This is a genomic window from Microbacterium sp. NPDC058269, from assembly GCF_042881445.1.
Classification (GTDB): Bacteria; Actinomycetota; Actinomycetes; order Actinomycetales; family Microbacteriaceae; genus Microbacterium.
This window is the reverse complement of record NZ_JBHVXT010000002.1, coordinates 460,532-476,906: the sequence shown is the minus strand read 5'-3', so window position 1 is coordinate 476,906 and position 16,375 is coordinate 460,532. Positions and strand designations below refer to the sequence as shown.

At 64.8% G+C, this 16,375-nt stretch carries 20 protein-coding genes and 3 tRNA genes; 8 read left to right on the top strand and 15 right to left on the bottom strand.

The annotated features are described in order from the left end of the window. Window positions 1-26: 26 nt before the first annotated feature. Window positions 27-1,019 carry a tRNA lysidine(34) synthetase TilS gene (gene tilS, locus ACFVWL_RS10600; protein WP_387182137.1) on the bottom strand — a complete coding sequence of 331 codons (993 nt, stop codon included), beginning with the start codon at window positions 1,017-1,019 and terminating at the stop codon, window positions 27-29. Between the two features lie 92 nt (window positions 1,020-1,111). On the opposite strand from tilS, the gene ACFVWL_RS10595 reads away from it, so the two are divergent. Continuing rightward, the gene (locus ACFVWL_RS10595; RefSeq protein ID WP_387182134.1) at window positions 1,112-1,777 is read left to right on the top strand and encodes a TMEM175 family protein; all 666 of its coding nucleotides are present in this window, start codon (window positions 1,112-1,114) and stop codon (window positions 1,775-1,777) included. A gap of 83 nt (window positions 1,778-1,860) precedes the next feature. Next, a complete protein-coding gene (locus ACFVWL_RS10590; RefSeq protein ID WP_215168831.1) occupies window positions 1,861-2,352 on the top strand; it encodes an inorganic diphosphatase in 492 nt (163 codons plus the stop codon). A gap of 78 nt (window positions 2,353-2,430) precedes the next feature. Here the strand turns inward: ACFVWL_RS10590 and ACFVWL_RS10585 are convergent, their stop codons facing one another. Next, on the bottom strand, window positions 2,431-3,810 hold the full coding sequence (locus tag ACFVWL_RS10585) for a M23 family metallopeptidase (protein ID WP_387182131.1): 1,380 nt from the start codon (window positions 3,808-3,810) through the stop codon (window positions 2,431-2,433). 210 nt (window positions 3,811-4,020) lie between these two features. Between ACFVWL_RS10585 and ACFVWL_RS10580 the strand changes: the two genes are divergently transcribed. The 3 genes from ACFVWL_RS10580 (at window position 4,021) to ACFVWL_RS10570 (ending at window position 4,338) form a co-directional block, all read left to right on the top strand. Continuing rightward, window positions 4,021-4,093, top strand: a tRNA-Glu gene (locus tag ACFVWL_RS10580). A 29-nt stretch (window positions 4,094-4,122) separates the two neighbouring features. Further along, window positions 4,123-4,196, top strand: a tRNA-Asp gene (locus ACFVWL_RS10575). Between the two features lie 69 nt (window positions 4,197-4,265). After that, window positions 4,266-4,338: transfer RNA gene (locus tag ACFVWL_RS10570), tRNA-Phe, on the top strand. A 149-nt stretch (window positions 4,339-4,487) separates the two neighbouring features. On the opposite strand, the gene ACFVWL_RS10565 is transcribed toward ACFVWL_RS10570, so the two are convergent. The 4 genes from ACFVWL_RS10565 to ACFVWL_RS10550 form a co-directional block, all read right to left on the bottom strand. Further along, complete coding sequence (locus ACFVWL_RS10565) at window positions 4,488-4,658, bottom strand: hypothetical protein (protein ID WP_387182129.1); 171 nt, start codon at window positions 4,656-4,658, stop codon at window positions 4,488-4,490. After that, window positions 4,655-4,885 (bottom strand): DUF3263 domain-containing protein, encoded by a 231-nt coding sequence (locus ACFVWL_RS10560; RefSeq protein ID WP_387182127.1) that lies wholly within the window; start codon window positions 4,883-4,885, stop codon window positions 4,655-4,657. Before ACFVWL_RS10560 ends, ACFVWL_RS10565 begins: the two co-directional genes overlap by 4 nt. 154 nt (window positions 4,886-5,039) lie before the next feature. Next, the gene (locus ACFVWL_RS10555; protein ID WP_387182124.1) at window positions 5,040-5,639 is read right to left on the bottom strand and encodes a hypothetical protein; all 600 of its coding nucleotides are present in this window, start codon (window positions 5,637-5,639) and stop codon (window positions 5,040-5,042) included. A gap of 345 nt (window positions 5,640-5,984) precedes the next feature. Then, a complete protein-coding gene (locus ACFVWL_RS10550; RefSeq protein WP_387182122.1) occupies window positions 5,985-6,242 on the bottom strand; it encodes a hypothetical protein in 258 nt (85 codons plus the stop codon). Window positions 6,243-6,371: 129 nt separating this feature from the next. On the opposite strand from ACFVWL_RS10550, the gene ACFVWL_RS10545 reads away from it, so the two are divergent. Both ACFVWL_RS10545 and ACFVWL_RS10540 read left to right on the top strand, forming a co-directional pair. Further along, window positions 6,372-7,076: a M23 family metallopeptidase gene (locus tag ACFVWL_RS10545; RefSeq protein ID WP_387182119.1), complete on the top strand. Its 705-nt coding sequence runs from the start codon at window positions 6,372-6,374 to the stop codon at window positions 7,074-7,076. A gap of 42 nt (window positions 7,077-7,118) precedes the next feature. Beyond that, on the top strand, window positions 7,119-7,316 hold the full coding sequence (locus ACFVWL_RS10540; RefSeq protein ID WP_387182118.1) for a hypothetical protein: 198 nt from the start codon (window positions 7,119-7,121) through the stop codon (window positions 7,314-7,316). 61 nt (window positions 7,317-7,377) lie between these two features. Here ACFVWL_RS10540 and ACFVWL_RS10535 read toward each other — a convergent pair whose 3' ends face one another. The 5 genes from ACFVWL_RS10535 to ACFVWL_RS10515 are packed head-to-tail and all read right to left on the bottom strand — an operon-like array spanning window position 7,378 to window position 10,024. Further along, complete coding sequence (locus ACFVWL_RS10535) at window positions 7,378-7,638, bottom strand: hypothetical protein (protein ID WP_387182116.1); 261 nt, start codon at window positions 7,636-7,638, stop codon at window positions 7,378-7,380. Beyond that, on the bottom strand, window positions 7,635-8,282 hold the full coding sequence (locus tag ACFVWL_RS10530) for a hypothetical protein (RefSeq protein ID WP_387182114.1): 648 nt from the start codon (window positions 8,280-8,282) through the stop codon (window positions 7,635-7,637). Before ACFVWL_RS10530 ends, ACFVWL_RS10535 begins: the two co-directional genes overlap by 4 nt. Continuing rightward, on the bottom strand, window positions 8,275-8,577 hold the full coding sequence (locus ACFVWL_RS10525) for a hypothetical protein (protein WP_387182112.1): 303 nt from the start codon (window positions 8,575-8,577) through the stop codon (window positions 8,275-8,277). The genes ACFVWL_RS10530 and ACFVWL_RS10525 overlap by 8 nt, the downstream gene beginning before the upstream one ends. Further along, window positions 8,577-9,344: a M15 family metallopeptidase gene (locus ACFVWL_RS10520; RefSeq protein ID WP_387182110.1), complete on the bottom strand. Its 768-nt coding sequence runs from the start codon at window positions 9,342-9,344 to the stop codon at window positions 8,577-8,579. Before ACFVWL_RS10520 ends, ACFVWL_RS10525 begins: the two co-directional genes overlap by 1 nt. Before the next feature lie 8 nt (window positions 9,345-9,352). Further along, window positions 9,353-10,024 (bottom strand): hypothetical protein, encoded by a 672-nt coding sequence (locus tag ACFVWL_RS10515; protein ID WP_387183643.1) that lies wholly within the window; start codon window positions 10,022-10,024, stop codon window positions 9,353-9,355. Between ACFVWL_RS10515 and ACFVWL_RS10510 the strand changes: the two genes are divergently transcribed. Then, window positions 9,954-10,706: an NUMOD4 motif-containing HNH endonuclease gene (locus ACFVWL_RS10510; protein ID WP_387182107.1), complete on the top strand. Its 753-nt coding sequence runs from the start codon at window positions 9,954-9,956 to the stop codon at window positions 10,704-10,706. The genes ACFVWL_RS10515 and ACFVWL_RS10510 overlap by 71 nt on opposite strands. Here ACFVWL_RS10510 and ACFVWL_RS10505 read toward each other — a convergent pair. From ACFVWL_RS10505 to ACFVWL_RS10490, 4 genes are all read right to left on the bottom strand, one after another. After that, entirely contained in the window at window positions 10,693-11,571 is an 879-nt protein-coding gene (locus ACFVWL_RS10505) for a hypothetical protein (protein WP_387182105.1), read from the bottom strand. The two genes, ACFVWL_RS10510 and ACFVWL_RS10505, sit on opposite strands and share 14 nt — an antisense overlap. After that, window positions 11,564-12,595 carry a hypothetical protein gene (locus tag ACFVWL_RS10500; protein ID WP_387182102.1) on the bottom strand — a complete coding sequence of 344 codons (1,032 nt, stop codon included), beginning with the start codon at window positions 12,593-12,595 and terminating at the stop codon, window positions 11,564-11,566. Before ACFVWL_RS10500 ends, ACFVWL_RS10505 begins: the two co-directional genes overlap by 8 nt. A 72-nt stretch (window positions 12,596-12,667) precedes the next feature. Then, window positions 12,668-13,492, bottom strand: coding sequence for a hypothetical protein (locus ACFVWL_RS10495; protein WP_387182099.1), 825 nt, complete (start codon window positions 13,490-13,492; stop codon window positions 12,668-12,670). Continuing rightward, complete coding sequence (locus ACFVWL_RS10490) at window positions 13,489-16,353, bottom strand: phage tail tape measure protein (RefSeq protein ID WP_387182097.1); 2,865 nt, start codon at window positions 16,351-16,353, stop codon at window positions 13,489-13,491. Before ACFVWL_RS10490 ends, ACFVWL_RS10495 begins: the two co-directional genes overlap by 4 nt. Between the last annotated feature and the right edge of the window lie 22 nt (window positions 16,354-16,375).

The following is a 16,375-nucleotide window of genomic DNA, read 5'->3' as shown; positions in this document are numbered from 1 at the left end:
GCCCGAAGAGTTCGAGACGGCCGCGCTCAGCGACCGGATGCGGTGAAGACGATGCGCCCGCCCTGGCGCACAGCCGCACACCCTGGGAGGTCGATGGGCCCCTGACCGCTCCAGTCGGTCACTAGGCGCGCGACCTCGATCGTCTGAGCCCTCGTCAGGCTCACGCCGAACTCACTGTCGACGACGAGGCGGATGATCCTGTTGCGCAGCGCCGCCGGGTTCGCGGCGAGCGCCGCCACACTGACGGAGATCCCGGCTTCCGCGTGCTCGACGATGTCCTCGATCGTCTCGTGGATCATCTCGTCGAATGCCGCGGCGTCCTCCCGCAGCTGCTCGGCCGTGCGGACGAGAGCCTCCGCGATTCCCGGCCCGAGCTCGGCCTCGAGAACGGGGAGCACGCGCTCACGCACCCGGACCCTCGCGTAACGGTCATCGAGGTTGTGCGGATCGTTCCACGGCGTCAGAGCGGATGCGACGCAGAAGGCGCGCGTCGTCTCCCGACGCACGCCCAGGAGCGGACGCGCCCACCGCACGCCGTCGTCGTCTTCACGCACAGGCGCCATCCCCTGCAGGCTCGCAGCGCCGGATCCGCGCGCGAGTCCGAGCAGCACGGTCTCCGCCTGGTCGTCGAGCGTATGCCCCAGGAGCACGGCGGCGGCGTGGACATCCGCGGCCGCATCGCGCAGCACCCCGTAGCGGGCCTCACGGGCAGCGGCCTCAGGTCCCCCCTCTCCCGTCACGTCGACCCGAACGATCAACGGGTCGAGGCCCAGCTCGGCAGCCGCACGTGCTGCCCGGGAGGCGACCTCCGCGGAATCACCCTGCATACCGTGATCGACCGTCAACGATGCCGCACGAAGACCGAGCTTGGGTGCTTCGAAGGCGGTGGCCGCAGCGAGCGCGAGCGAGTCCGCTCCTCCGGAGAGAGCGACGATCACGGTCGATCCCTCGGGGAAATCGGCGAGCGCGGTGCGCACGGCGAGGCGGATCTCGGCGATGGCGGGAGGAAGTGACGGCACCCGTCCACGCTAGAGCACTCCCCCGGGGTGGGCGCGCCCGATCTGCGCCCCCGAGACCGTGAGGATCGGGCGTGCGGAGCTATCCTGACGCCGTGACCGAAAACACGCGCGCACGGCCGTTCCGCACCGAGAGGTTCAAGGCATTCGTCGACGCCGTCGTCGCGATCGCCATGACGCTGCTCATCCTCCCGCTGATGGAGTCGGTCTCCGAGGCCGCGTCCGGTCACATGAGCACGGCCGAATTCCTCGACGAGCATTCGGGCCAGCTGCTCAGTTTCGGACTGAGCTTCCTGCTCATCGCGACGTTCTGGATGGGGCACCACCGCCAGTACCGCGATGTGGAGTGGATCACCGGGCCGCTCCTGTGGATCAACGTCGCGTGGATGGCCACGATCGTCTGGTTGCCGGTCCCTACCGCGATGATCGGCCAGATGGACACCGACGCCCTGCAGGCCGTCGTCTACATCGGCACACTGATCATGACGCAGGTCACCACCCTGGCCGGTTGGCTCTACCTGGCTCGACATCGCGAGCTCAGCACGATCTCGACCGAGACGATCCGTCTGGGGGCGATCGGCGATCTCGCTGCGATCATCCTGTTCTCCGTGGCTCTCGCGATCGCTGTCGCCGCTTCTCCGAACGGGTACACCGGACTCTTCCTCCTGCTTCTGAGCGATCCGATGAGTCGAGTGCTGAACCGTCTGTTCCGCAGACGCTCCGGCGAGGAGGGGGCTCCGACGGTCGACGCGGGGTCCTGAGCCATCACCGCCCACGGACGCGCAGGCGCCGCAGGTAGGCTAGTCCGCGGCATCCAACCGAACTTTTCCTGAGGAGCACACGCATGGGCGCACACGACGCCGTCATCGAGATTCCGCGCGGCAGCCGCGTGAAGTACGAGGTCGATCACGAGACCGGGCGAGTTCACCTCGACCGCGTGCTCTACACGACCTTCGGATACCCGGCGGACTACGGCTACTTCGACAACACGCTCGGCGAGGACGGCGACCCGCTCGACGTGCTCGTGCTGCTCGACCACGCCATCTACCCCGGCGTGGTCGTCGAGGTGCGTCCCGTGGCCGTGCTGAAGATGAGCGACGAGGCCGGCGGCGACGACAAACTCGTCGCCGTGCTCTCGAAGGACCCGCGCTGGGCGCACATCCAGGACATCGACGACATCGCCGAGTACACGAAGAAGGAGATCTCGCACTTCTTCGAGCACTACAAGGACCTCGAGCCCAACAAGTGGGTCAAGGTCGACGAGTGGGGCGATGCCGCTGAGGCGCAGCGCATCCTCGACGAGGCGATCGTCCGTTTCGGCGAGCAGGGTCACTGATCCCTCCGCACTCATGAAGAAGACCCCCGGCTCCGCTCAGCGGCCGGGGGTCTTCTTCATGTCAGAGACGGACGATGCTCAGGCGGACACTCCGCGATCGCCGAGGAAGGCCACAGGGTTCACCGCGCTGCCGTTGACGTACACCTCGAAATGCAGATGGCAGCCGAACGACCGTCCCGTGTTGCCCGCATAAGCGATCAACTGGCCGGAGTTCACCCGCTGACCCGATCGGACGAGGATGCCGCCGTCACGGATGTGCGCGTAGCCGGTTCCGATCCCGCCACCGTGTTGGATCCGGATGTAGTTGCCGTAACCGCCGTTGCCGCCGGCGTAGTCGACCGTGCCAGCGTTCGCCGCGTAGATTCCCGCCCCACAGCCGTTGGCGAAGTCGGTCCCGTAGTGGAACGACGAGGAGCAACCCTTCGGGCCACACTGCACGGACCGGGGACCATAGCCCGAGCTCTTTCCACCGCCGTGCGGTCGAGCCCAGCCACCGGTGCCCTGGCCGCCGCCGCCACCACCACCACCGCCGCCGCCGCCGCCGGCAGCCGCAGCAGCGGCCGCAGCCGCGCGCTCTGCAGCCTCGCGTTCGCGACGGGCCTTCGCTTCGGCCTCGACGCCCGCCTGGTAGCCGGCGACCGTCTGGGTCGTCGCATCCTTGAGAGCCGCGAGCTGCGCCTGCATGGTGGCGAGGTTCGCAGACTGTTCGTCCAAAGCGGCCTGAGCGGCGTCTGCCGCCTGCTGGGCCGCGACCATCTTCTCTTCGGCGATCTTCTGCAGCCGGTCGCGCTCGTTTCGTGCGACGACGGCCTGATCGCTCAGGGACTGCGCGGAGTTGCGTGCCGCGACTGCCTTGTCGTACACGGACTGGTTGTACTCGAGGAGCTTGTCCATCGTGCCGAGGCGCGCGAGCAGCTCATCGGCATTGTCCGCCGAGCCCGCGAAGAACAGCTCCATCGACGTGTCATCGCCGCCGTTGCGGTAGAGCTGTGCGGCAACCTGCCCCGCCTTGCGCGCCGAGCTGTCGGCGACGGCCGCCTGCTCGTCGGCTTTCGCCTGCATGGAATCGGCTTCGGTGGCCGCCGCGAAGTATGCCTGCTGGGCAGCGTAGAACTCATCGGACGCGACCTTGGCCGCAGCCTGGGTCTCGGCGACCTTCTGGGTGAGGGACTGGATCAGCCCCTCGATGCGCGAGACCTCAGCGGCCTTCGCCGCCTCATTGCTCTTCGCGCGTTGCACATCGTCCCAACTCGGGTACGTGGCGGCGTAGGCAGCGGACACACCGTTGGTGATACCGAAGGCGCTGAGCGCGACGACACCGAGCGCGCCGATGCCGAGGGCACCGCGACGGCTGATGCCGGTCTTGCCGAACGCGCGGCGTTCTGTCGGGCTGGGCGCGCAGCCGCAGTCCTCGGACGCCGCAGCAACTGCAGCATCCAGTGTGATCTTGTCGTTCACACGGCCCCTTCCGCCGGTTTCACAGTTGCCACACTAACAACAACCTTCACATCCGCACCAGGGGGCATCACGGCGTCTCGGCCCGCTCCCGACACCTCGATCCTGGCCCCGGAACACGCCCGGGGTGCGGCGCCGCGCCCTCGATTCGCGATTTGCCCGAAACATCCCTTATGCTTGAGCGTCGGCAAGGAAGTCCCCCGGGACTGACTCGGCCCCATCGTTTAGCGGCCTAGGACGCCGCCCTTTCACGGCGGTAGCACGGGTTCGAATCCCGTTGGGGTCACACCTTCCGATATAATTGAAAACAAGTATGGCCCTGTAGCGCAGTTGGTTAGCGTGCCGCCCTGTCACGGCGGAGGTCGCGGGTTCAAGTCCCGTCAGGGTCGCTCCGTGCGATGAGCTCTTTCTTCGGAGAGGGCTCTTCGTCTAGGACGCGACAGGTTCGCCGGTCGCGCGGCTCTGTAGCTCAGTTGGTAGAGCGTTCGACTGAAAATCGAGAGGTCACGGGATCGACGCCCGTCGGAGCCACACGAGTGATCGTTACAATCACTCCAGAAACCCTCGCCTAGCTTCTACATGGCGGGGGTTTTGCCTTTCCCGCCCGATCCTATCGGCCGAGGGGTGCAACCGAAGGTGCAACCATCTTCCAGCGTCGACATGCAGCGCAATGGCCGCGTTCAGATGTCATCCATCCACGCTTCGTAACGCGGCTCGCTGCTGCGATACCCGCAGAGGATGGCTCCTTCTGGCAGAGGCCCGTCGTAGATCTCGAGGAACTCTTCAGGGCGCACGGGATGCTCCGTGACTAGCGGGCGCCCGTCCTTGCGCACGCGCATCTCTTCGCTCATGCCGCAACCCTCGCCGCTCGAGCGGTTGCACGCCGGCTGGCGCGTTCGCGGATCATGCGCGCGGTCGTAGGATCGGCCGCAATCCCCTCAGCGGATCGTGCAGCCCTAGCGAGAAGCACGTAGTACCGGACTTCTGTGATCCCGAGCTCGTGGCGGATCCGTGCCGCCTTGGTGGGCGTGTGGCGTGGATGTTGAGCCTCGAAGGCGAGTAGCTGGGCGTGGGTCATGAGCCCTAGATTGCTCGCGGGTTCCGACATCCACCCCGAACCAGACGCCGTGATCGGCTCCACGCGCGGGTGGACCGCTGAGACGATCGACGCCTGGAACGCCGCGCGACCAGGGAAGGGTGTCGGAGCGCGACAGAAGACAGATACCTAGGCGTCAGTCGCGAAGAACGCAGCAGGACGTCAAGAACTGCTTGTCTTCCATGCCTCGTGGCGAGGGGGCGACAGACAGCTCCTTGAAGCCTGCCGGGGCGTAAAGCGACTCGAAGACCGGCCGTTGAGAGTCGACCACGACGAAGCGTCCCGCAACCAGACTGCGGGCACTCTCGATAACGCTCAGCGCGTGGCGCAGAATCACGGGTCCTGGAAGGCTGGCGGCGGAGTACCTGTCCGACCGCGCAAGCTCTGCGATCGAGTATGCCCCCGTCTGGTCCATGGAAAACTCGCCACTGAGCTTGTTCTTCTGGCTTCTGCTCGCCTTGGTCAGATCTAGGCTCGCCATACCCACGGTAAAGAAGGCCGCAACGTCGATACCCTCGGAGCCTTCGGGCGTGATCATTACATACGTCCGGCTATGCCCGTGTGCTTCACGCCTGTGCACCTCGCCTCGAGCGAAGTTCTGGAGGTGGGTGGAGCGACTGCAGTCAAACTCGCCGAGGCGCTGCATGACGGCGTCACGGAGATCCTGGTACCGATCGTCGTTCAGGCTCGAAAGCGCCACCACATCGATCGGGATGGACGCCTCTGCAACGGTCAACTCTTGGATGAGTCGTGACGGATCATCGACTGCAGGCGAGTCAACCGCTCAGTACTGGGCGCGCTGTAGGCAGGCACGCAGGCCCCCGAAGTGGATGCGCTGTCACTAATCGCGACGAGTTGCGCCACACCCTCGTGGGTCAAGCGGTACGCCGAACCGAGCGACTCAGAAGCCACAGTGATCACCCCATAATTGGTTCCCGGCGTCTCCAGGAACCCCACAGCAACGGAACGACGTGGATAGTTCGTTTCCGTATAGCAAAATCTATGGTAGCCCAACCGTCAGGTCAACTCCTCCTAACGCCCTCAGGTTGGCGATAAGTCTCCGGCACAGGGTACCGCCCTGTCACCGTCGCCCGTTCGGCGGTCCGCTGTGCACGTCGTCCTGTTGCTTCCGGTGTGCTGCGTAGAGGCGCTCGCACGCGTGGGACAGCGTGTTTGCCCAGCCGATCGTTTCGCCGCGCAGGGTGACCTTGTAGCGGACAACACCTGACGCACGTCGCAGCTCGATCCGTCCGAACGCTTCCACCTCGTGGGGGGCTTTCATGACCCACAGGCCGGGTTGGGGCTCTTCGGTCCAGAAGATCGGGTGCCACGAAGTCATGCAGTCCAGGATGCCACACGGCTCGCTCTCTTGTACTACCAATACACTCCCGCCGTTCCTCTAATATTCGAACGTATCTTCGAATTTCTTGCTACAGTGTTGAGGACGAAGACGAGCAAAGGAGGGCTGATGAGTCTTGCTTATCGGCATCCGTTCACCGAAAGCTGGTTCGTGCCGGCGGAAGGTGAATGGGGCAACAGGGCGTCGTGGCGTAGCTACCCGCCACACGCTGGGGTGGACTACAACATCTCGGGCGGATCGGCGGGGAAAACCATTCGTGCGATCGCGGACGGATACATCCGCGGCAAGGGTGTCCACACCAACTACGGGAACCGCGTCTACATCGAGCACGACGACGGCATGTGGTCCCACTACGCACACATGCAAAACCCGTCCCCGAAGAACAACGGCGACCGAGTAACCCTCGGAACCCCGATCGGGAACGTCGGCAACACAGGCCTGTCATTCGGCGCCCATCTCCACCTCGAGATGGCGACCACCGCAGGGCGATGCCACGACGGCAACACCTCGATCGACCCGATCACATTCATCAACAACAACCCCGGCACGCCCACACCTGGCCCCGGGAAATCGGAGGAAAACATGGAAGCAATCGTCAAGGTTCCCAACGGCACCATCGTCCACCTGCGCTACGGAGGTAAGACCGACTTCTCCAGCGTGGAGCAGTACAACACCTTCCGTCAGCAGGTCGACACGCTTCGCTCCCTCGGTGCGACCGACGTCATGGCACTGCCTGAGCTCTCCAAGGTTCCCGGTGTGGCATGGGACACGTTCTCGTTCCTCGCGGGCTACATCGGTGCCCCCGCGTCCTAACCCGTAAGGACGACGAAATCCCCCACCCGGCCGTATGGCTAGGTGGGGTTTTTCGTTCCGGAGCGCTCGTGGGATCTGGTGTCAGCGATGGCGACCATGGAGAAGGCCGGGGCGATGCGATCCGTCGAGGGGAAGTTCCAGCGACGCGACGGGCTCCGGGAGGTCCAAGCCGAGAACATGGACGCACTACAGGCGAAGGTTCCCGAAGGCTGGCAGCTCCTCTCCGTCCGCACAGCCTGAAACGACAGAAGACCCCCACCATGCTCCGGGGGAAGCATGGTGGGGGTCGGATCGGGAGACCTCAGCGAAGGTCGCGGCGAAGCATCGCGCGCGGCGTCGGCACGTTCGGCACTGTGACCGCGAGGCCGAAGAGGCTCGACAGGTACAGGTAGCCGGCCGTGATCGGGCCGGTGTACTCGGTGAGGTCGAACGCAGGCGCTGCACCGTCGACGACGACGACGGTGCCGAGGGCGATGCCTACGGCGCCGAGGACGATGCCTGCGACCTTGCGGACGTTGGGGTTCTGCACGACGACGTTCGGTGTCTCGGTGGGATTGCTCATGGGGTTACTCCTTCGGATGGTGCGGTAGGCAGACAGACGGTCGCCTGTCTGCGCGAGAACGTGCCGAACTGGGAGTCGGCGACAGAAAGCCACACGGTGGTCGCGGTGGAACCGTCTGGACACGTCGGCCCTGCTGGTCCGGGGCCGCCGGCTGGGCCGGGGACAGTGGAGTCTGCACCAGGTGCGCCGTTCGTCCCGTTGGTGCCGTTCGTGCCGTTTGTGCCCGCAGGGCCAACGCATCGGCCGTCAGCACAGTAGGCGGCAACCGCTGCGGCGATTTGGTCCGCGTCGACGCCCTTGCCTGGGACACCATCAGTGCCGTCTTTGCCCGGTCGACCGGTCGGCCCTACTGGTCCTGGTGCGCCCGGCTCGCCCTGTTCAGCGACCGGGGCGTCCTGGGCGACGTCGGAGGGGTCAGGGGCCTGCGGCTCCTCCCCCGTCGATACGGTGAACTCGTCGTACAGGCTCACGTACTCGTCTTGCCAGTGCAGAGCCTGATCACGCCATGAGTCGCCGCGCGAACGCTCGAGCAGCCATGCCGTCCCGAGCGTCCCGGCGACGACCAGCAACAGGACCGTGAACAGCGCGGACAGTCGCCGGCGCTCTCGCACGGACGCTTTCAGCAGTGCGTCGGTGTCAGTCATGCTTCTCCTCCGCGAGAATTCCGGTACGTGTCGGCCATGGCGGGTACTCGCCTCGCTCGACACCGCTCATGAGTTGGGCCTCGCGTCGCTCCCAGGCGACGTCTCGGCGCTGGTACCAGACCAGGGCAGGTTCAAGCGCATCGAGGCGTGATTCCAACGTCTCGATACGCTCCTGCTGCTGGTCGATCATCTGGTGTTCGAGCGATCCCTTCTTCGGGAACAGGGACACGATCGCGGCAATGACCGCCGTGAGAATCGCGACCACCCACCCGCCGATCGCTCCCAGTTCCGGCATCAGCCCTGCTTGGCGAGGATGCGCTCGACCTCAGCGAGTGGCCAGTCGACGGCACCGGCACCCATGGCGATGAGCTGATCCACCGTCTGCTGGTACGCAATCGGGGTGAGGATGCCGCCCGCCCAGACGTAGCGTGTTCCGTCGCCACCGAGGACGTTCACGATGACGTCCTCGCTCTTGCGGCCTCCGACGATGGCGTTGATGCGTGCGTGGACGACCTTCGAGCACACGAGCTTGCCGGGTGTGATCTGGATGGATCCGACTTCTTCGGCGTTCGCGAGCGGGATGATGTATCCGCCGATCTCCAGTGACTGACCGCCATCGGACGTGATGAATGTGGGCATGTCGTCCTCCCAGGACGGTGTCGGTGTTGCAGGGGGTGGAGTGGTGGTGCCGCCGGTTGCGGGCTGACCGATGTACCGATCGCGCCCTGCCGAGTACTCGTAGTGCCACGGCTCGACGAGGGTGTACTTACCGTTCACCCACCGATAGACGGTGTGGAACCAGCCATGCCGGTTCAACACCTCAGTGCGGCGTTCGTCGGTATCGATCGCCAGCCCCGACTCATGCAGGCTGGTGCCGGGACGGTTCGCGATCGGCTTGCCGTACTTCTGGTAGTGATCCCAGTGGGCTTTCTGTTGGGCGTAGGTGCGACCGGATTCCGTAATCTGCAGCGGGTGCCCGATCTCAACGTCGACCCGCGCGAGAGACGCGGCGGCGTCAGCGCGAAGCCATCCGCGCCCGTTGCTCAAGGAGGTGGTCTCCATCGCTCCCCCTATCGGCCGATGTATCGGATCCCGAACCACGACTGGTTCGGGATGGTGTTGTCCCACGCGGCGGACGCGGGCAGTGAGGCGCCGAACATGCGGATCACGTCACCCGCGTTCAGGCGCAGTGTCTTCACGGCTTGTGGGAGCGCGACGTTCGCGGCGCTCTTGAATCCCTGCGCGTACCCTGCGATGTCCGCGAAGGTCGCCACCGACGACTTGTTCACGCTGATGTACAGGTCAACGGCTTCGCTGAACTGTCCACCGATCTCGACCTGCCAGTCCCCCGTCGCGGGGATCGTCCACCCGTTGTTGTACGCAGCGATGGAAGAGTCGCGCCAGTCCTCAACCCACAGGTTGTTCGCCGACAGGTCCTGGTTGATGGTCGTGTTGGTGATCGACTTCGCGACGTTCGAGCGCTTCATCCGCGCCGACAGCGAACCCATCACGAGCGCCCATGTACCACCGCGGCGCTGGTATCCGCGCCCGGTGTCAGACTCGAGGAAGAGCATCCCGTCGCGGATCTGCCCCGCAGTGAGCGCGCCCCTCTGCGCGGCTGTGCCACGCCGGACATTCGCGAAGGTGTCCGCGAAGTCAGCGATCGCCTGCATGTCGACGACGGTCTGTGTGGGAGTCGGCGAAATGACCGGCTTCCCGTACGTGTTGAGCGTGTTCCCCATGGGGCTACCTCCGTGTGCTTTGTCGGAGGCAGGCGATAGCATAGAAACGGCCCTCAAAGAGTGGTGGAACACTCCCGAGGGCCTGACCGAACACCTTGACAAGAAGGAGTTGACGGCTATGAATCAGCCTACCGAAAATTGGTTGCCCATCCCTGGTTGGGAAGGGCTCTACGAGGTCAGCGACCTCGGGCGCGTACGGTCTCTTGACCGCCTATCTCCCGTGCGGGGTGGCTCCCTGGCGCTGAGGAAGGGGCGAGTTCGTAGCCTTGGCACCGACCGATACGGGCGCAGGTGCATTCCGCTATCGCGTAACGGTGTCCAGACGATGAAACAGGTCCACAGGTTGGTGCTCGAAGCATTCGTCGGCCCCTGTCCCGCTGGGCAGGAAGCCTGCCACTGGGACGGCGACCCCACGAACAACAAGCTGGAGAATCTGAGGTGGGACTCGCACACCGCTAACGAGGCGGACAAGCTACGGATCGGTCCTCACTACGAGACTCTCCGAGCCGAATGCCGCCGCGGGCACCCGCTCGCCGAGCCGAACCTCGTCACTTCGGCTCTCGCAAAGGGCAAGCGGTCATGCCTAGCCTGCGCGCGAGCTCTCGCTCACGCGCATCGCCGGGGCATCCCCGTCGGCCAGGACCTTGCCGACGAGTACTTCGCCGCGATCAGCGCCACTTGATTCGAAGGGCGAAACTCAGACCGTCTTGAGCGAGGGAGCTGAACTTGTTGAACCCACCTTGATTGAGGCCGATGCCCCAGTACGGCCCGCCTGCGATCAGCGACCCGAACCATCCGTTGTTGGGGACGGCGTTCCACCCGTTAGGAGGGTCCCATGCCACATACGCCGACATGCCAGGGATTCCCGCCTTCCACCCATCCGTGTGGAGCGTGAAACGCGGTGCATCGCCGGAGTCCTGCACGCGGTTGATGTAGATCTCCATCGACACGAGCTGCGCGCTTGCCGGGATCGTGTCCTTGATCTGCGAACCGTAGAAGGCTGCGCCGAAGGTCGTGTTCGACGCCCACGGCTGTGCTTGCCACCACCGCGCAGAACCGCGGTCGGTAGAACCTGCGTCGATGGCGCGGAAGATGGCCTCTTTGATCGTCGAGCCGCCTCCACCCGGGTCGGGCGGCGGTGTTGGTGCCACAGGAGTTGTCGCGAGCTTGAGCCCGGTCACAGGGCCGTCCTCGGTCCAATCGATCAGCACGCGGTCACCAGACGAGGGGGCCGCGCCCCCAATGATCGCGACCACCTTGCCGATCGAGGTGTCGACCGTCACGCGCGGCGAGGACAGCGTCAGGACCGTGCCGACACGGGGCTTGCCCGTCGTCGGACCGAGCAGGAACCACTGTCCATCGACGGACCAGACATGCACAGGCTCGTTCACAGTCGGGATGTAGCCGGTGAGGAACGCGGCCGGGAATCGCGACTCGTCGATATCGATCATCGCCTGGCCACTGGTCACGCCGACGAACTTCCCGATCCTCAGGCCGACCTTTGATTTCTCCCCAATGAGACGCAGGAGACGTTCGGTGTCATTCATCGGGCACCTCCACCGTCATCCGCGTAGTCGCATCCGAGTGGGCAACGGTGAGCACGCGCACCAACCCGTCCTTGAAGCGGAGAACGTCCCCCACCTCGCGCAGCGGATTGAACCGTTCCGTCACCTCACGGACAACACCACGGATACGGGAGACGCGCGGGAGGAGCTCGTCCGCATAGGCGTCAACCTGATCCTGTGCGGTGAGGTACTCCGACGAGTACCCGTAGGTCGCGACACCGAACGGCGACTTCGACCCGTCCGTGTTCCGCGCCCTCAGGAACCCCTCTTCCACGAAGCGGACGCCGTAGATCGGCTCACCGCTCTGGTTCTTCCCCTCGACCACAACCTGGTTGTAGGTCTTGTCTGCCGTCAGCGTTCGCGGGGCCGACACGACGCCCTCGCCGAGCTCGTCAACGGGGTCTGGCCATGCCTTCGGCCGCGCCATGAGAACACCGGAAGGGCTCAGCATCGGCCATGCGCCGAGACGGTCAAACAGCTTCGACGTCGCCTTGTCCTTGTCCTCGTCGTGAGTGACCGGCGTCGCGATCGTCTGATCCGGCACGTTCCGCACCACTGGGAGCCCGGTAACGGCTTGGATCTCATCCCACACGGAGGTCGATCGTGAAGCGGTGGGGAACGCGAACCGGTCCCGGATGATGCGCTGCAGCCCGTCCTTCAAGTCGAGGCGGAACGTCTCACCGGGATGGATGATCCGTTCTTGCCAGAGCATCTCCGACTCGGTTGCTTCGGGGACTGATTCGATCATGAACCGGCCCATCGGCACCCGTTCAGCGAAGACGCCCGACCCGATCACACAGTCGATCTGCAGCTCTGCGCCGAACGGGGCGAACCAGTCCCCGATTTGCTTCGGGATCTTGGACGACCCGTGGTCATCAGCCCACACGATCGCGCACGACCCCGAGCCCGACACGAACCGGTTCCCGTTCCACTCGAGTTGAACATCGGAGACGTCGAGATTGGCGAGGCGTCGCTCGTTGTCGTACATGAGGTCAGCGACCCACACACGATCGAAGCCTCCACCACGAATCAGCCCCCGGGTCCGCTCAGCAACTTCACGCACGCGGCACCCCCAGAATCAGCCAGCAGCCCCCGCAAGGGAGTAGTCACGGTCACGGATGTCATACGAGGCGTACGCGGCATCCATGGCCGTATACGACGCGTAGGACACATCGAGGTCGTCGTACGACAACAGGGAGATGACGAGCGCTGCTGCAGGCGGGTTCACCTCGTCGACCGTGGCCGAATATCCGATGATGTCGCCGCCGTAACCGGAACGATCGGTCTCCGTCAACGCGGGCACATGGCAGAAGAACACGGTTGGCCACCGGACGTCCGTGGAACGGATCAACCAGATCGGCAGCTGCTGGGTGTTATACGTCCCCAGGGTGGCCTGGAGTGTTTCCTGATCAGCCTCACCGACCTCGAAGACCAGGACGACGCCCTGAAGAGAACGCCGTGGCCCGAAGCCCACATAGTCAGGAGCCACTGCCCCCGACGAGAACACCAGACCACCCGGAGTCGTGCGAGTCAGGTCTGTCGCGGTCCCCCAGTTCAGCTGCACTTCGACAGCCAGAGACGGATCCAACGGCTGTTGGATCACCGTTCCGCCCGTCCAGGTCATCGACGTGGAGCCCAGCGCCACCCGACCCAACGAGGTCGAACCCGCCCAGCACTCCGCCTGATAGATCAGCAGGCCGCGAAGATCGGGTTCCACATCGACCAGGCTCACGGACGAGATGACCACACGGTCGATGCCGTCACGAACCTTGAACTCACGCCCATTCGCCACACGCCACACCGTGACGCGATCGGTCCCCGCGGGGAGATCAGCCGCATCGAAGCTGATCTCCACGCGAGGAACCGGCGCCATCGTGTTACGGGGGGTCAGAACTACCGTCATGCCGACACCTGCCCCCCGCTATAAGCAACCGAATCGGACTGAGCCTTCGCTCGAACAACGCCATCCGCGATCTCCGCCGTCTTCGCCAGCAGGTACTCACCCGTCACCGGAGACTGAATGTAGATCGGCGGCAACTGCGGCGCGGCCTGCGGTCGAGACTGTGTGAACCCCATGCGGTCACCGATGGTCTGCCACACGCCCTCTGACTGCTTACGTCGGCCGGGCGCCAAGGACACGTAGCCCTCTGCGTCCTCTTCAGCGAACTTGTGGATCCCGCCCGGCGTGTACGGGTAGATGCCAGGCTCGAACCCACCACCGGCAAAGGCCTTCACGCCGCCCTCGTAGTACCCGCCTGCGGCGTTCGGCGTGACGTCGAACTTCCCGACAGAGAAGGATTCGAGCGTGATCCGCTTGTACCCGGGAATCGCGTCGAGGCGGGCCTTGACCTCAGCAAGCTTCTGCTCGGCCTGTTCCGCCTCAACCCGATACTTCGTCTCGCGGTTCTCGGGAAGGTTCAGCCACGCCTGATGGACATTGCCCAGGGCGGCGGTCACTTCGGCCGCAGAACCAAGGTTCTGGTCAGCCCACGCGGTCGCCGTGGTGATGTCTTCACCCTTCGCGACACGCATGTCGATGACTTTCTGCCGACCCTTCTCCCATTCCTCCGTGGCTGCGGCGAGAGTTCCACCGTTGTTGATGATCGCCGTTGCGGAATCGAGGTGCGACTGCTCCACCTCGCGCATGGAATCACGCAACCGAATGGAGGCATCGTTGGTCCCGTTGAGGGCCGCGCCTTCCTCCTCCGCAGCCTTGACCAGCGAGTTGATCGACGACAAGGCGCGATCGCTCGCGTCTCCCATCGACATCGCCGCATCCCCGACATCGGTCAGCGCGGCCGCGGTCCCCTGCAGCGCCTCGTCGGCCTCCGCAGCCTCGGTCTTCATCTCCGCGAGAGCGGCCTCAGCCTCAGCCGAAGATCCCGGGAGCTCACCCATAGCAAGCTGCAGGAACTCGGTGCTGTCGGCGGCGATGTCCTGACCGGCAGCGAGCTTCAGAATCTCGTCCCGATACGCGGGCATCTCGTTCAAGAGCTGGCGCGTCTGTGCAGCAGTGAGCTCGTTCTCATCTCGCAGGGCACGGAATGCCAGCTGCGCCTTGGGAAGATCGGATGACGCCATCTCCGCGAGCGCTCCGCCGTAGCGCTTCAGTGAGTCATACGCACCACGCTGCGAAACGGTAGTGGACAACGCATCCGCCCAGTTGGACTGAGCGTCGATCGCGTGATCGAGCAGTCCGGGAAGATCCTTCAGCTCTGCCGCATAGTCGCCGGACATGAACGTCTCGAGCGACCCGCGCTCAAACGCGGCGTTGAGACCTTCAGCTGCACTGGCGGAGGTCTTGATCGCGTTCATGATGTCCGCCTGGGCGGGCACGCCATCTTCAATCTGCTTGTTGAACAGCGCGACTGCCGCCGTCGCCGCGAACAGAGCAACACCCCACGGTCCGCCCAGGAACGACGAGATCCCACCCAGACCAGAGCGAACAGCGTTCGTGACACTCGGAAGTGACTGCATGGCGACCTTGAACGCCACCACCTTCGGGATGGCGACGAGCGCGGCGCCACCAACGAGAGCTGTGACGCCAACCACGCCAGTCAGGACACCGATGATCCCCTGAACGGGCTCGGGGATGTCGGCGAGGAATCCCGCGAACTGTTTCAGCCCGCCCGCAGCTTCAGCGACGGCAGGCAGGAACACCGAGCCGAAGGAAATAGCCGCATCGTTGACCGCGTTGCCCGCGATCGCCATCTGAGACTCAACCGTGGCATAGCGCTTTTCAGCCTCGGTGAGCAGCGCGTTGTTCTTCTCGAACTCGCTGTTACCCATGCCCATCGCGCCAGCGAACATGTCGGCCGCGGAGGCGGAGCGCAGGAGCGCGTCACGCATCCGAACCTCTGTGATTCCGAGCTCGGCCAGAACTCCGAGAGTGGATGAACCCTGCGACTCTGCGTTCGACAGTCCCTTCACAAACAGGGAGAGGGCTGCAGCCGGGTCGGACTTCCACTTCGCTGCGAACGAGTCTGCCGACGTGCCGGCCGTCTTGGCGAACAGCTCAAGGCGCGAGCCACCCTCTTCGACAGAGGCGGCGATGTCGATCATGACCTTGGACATGGCCGAACCGCCAGCCTCAGCCTCGATACCCACCGATGAGAGCGCGGTAGAGAGTCCGAGAACCTGGCCTTCGGTGAGGCCAACCTGCTTGCCCGCACCGGCGAGACGCATGGCCATTTCCATGATCTCGGCCTCGGTGGTGGCGTAGTTGTTGCCCAGGCCGACGATCGCAGATCCGAGCTTGCCGACGTCACCCTGAGCGGTGCCCATAATGTTCATGAACCGCGCGAGAGACGTAGCCGCCTCGTTCGCCGAGAGGTTCGTCGTCTCGCCGAGGTCGATCATCGTGCGCGTGAACGCGACAACGTTCGGCGTCTGGATGCCGAGCTGTCCCGCAGCCTCAGCGACCGCGGCGATCTCCTCATGGGATGCCGGAAGCACGGAAGTGAGGCCACGCAGCCCGTCCTCCACAGCCGAAAGCTGTGCAGGGGTGCCGTCAACAGTCTTCGTGACGCCAGCCCACGCGGATTCCCAGCCGATCGCGGCCTTGATGGAAAGGGCCGTCATCGCCGTCATCGCGGCGCCGACACCGAGAGCGACCGTTCCGAGCTGGTTGAAGGCCTCGCGCTTCTGCGCGAGTTGCTCTGAAGCAGTGCCGACCTTGCGGGTCTCGCTCGCCGCCTCCTCCATTCCCCGCTTGAAATCGGCGACCTCGGCAAGTAGCCGGACTTTGACGACGCGATCGGCCATGCGAACACCCCCACAACTTGGT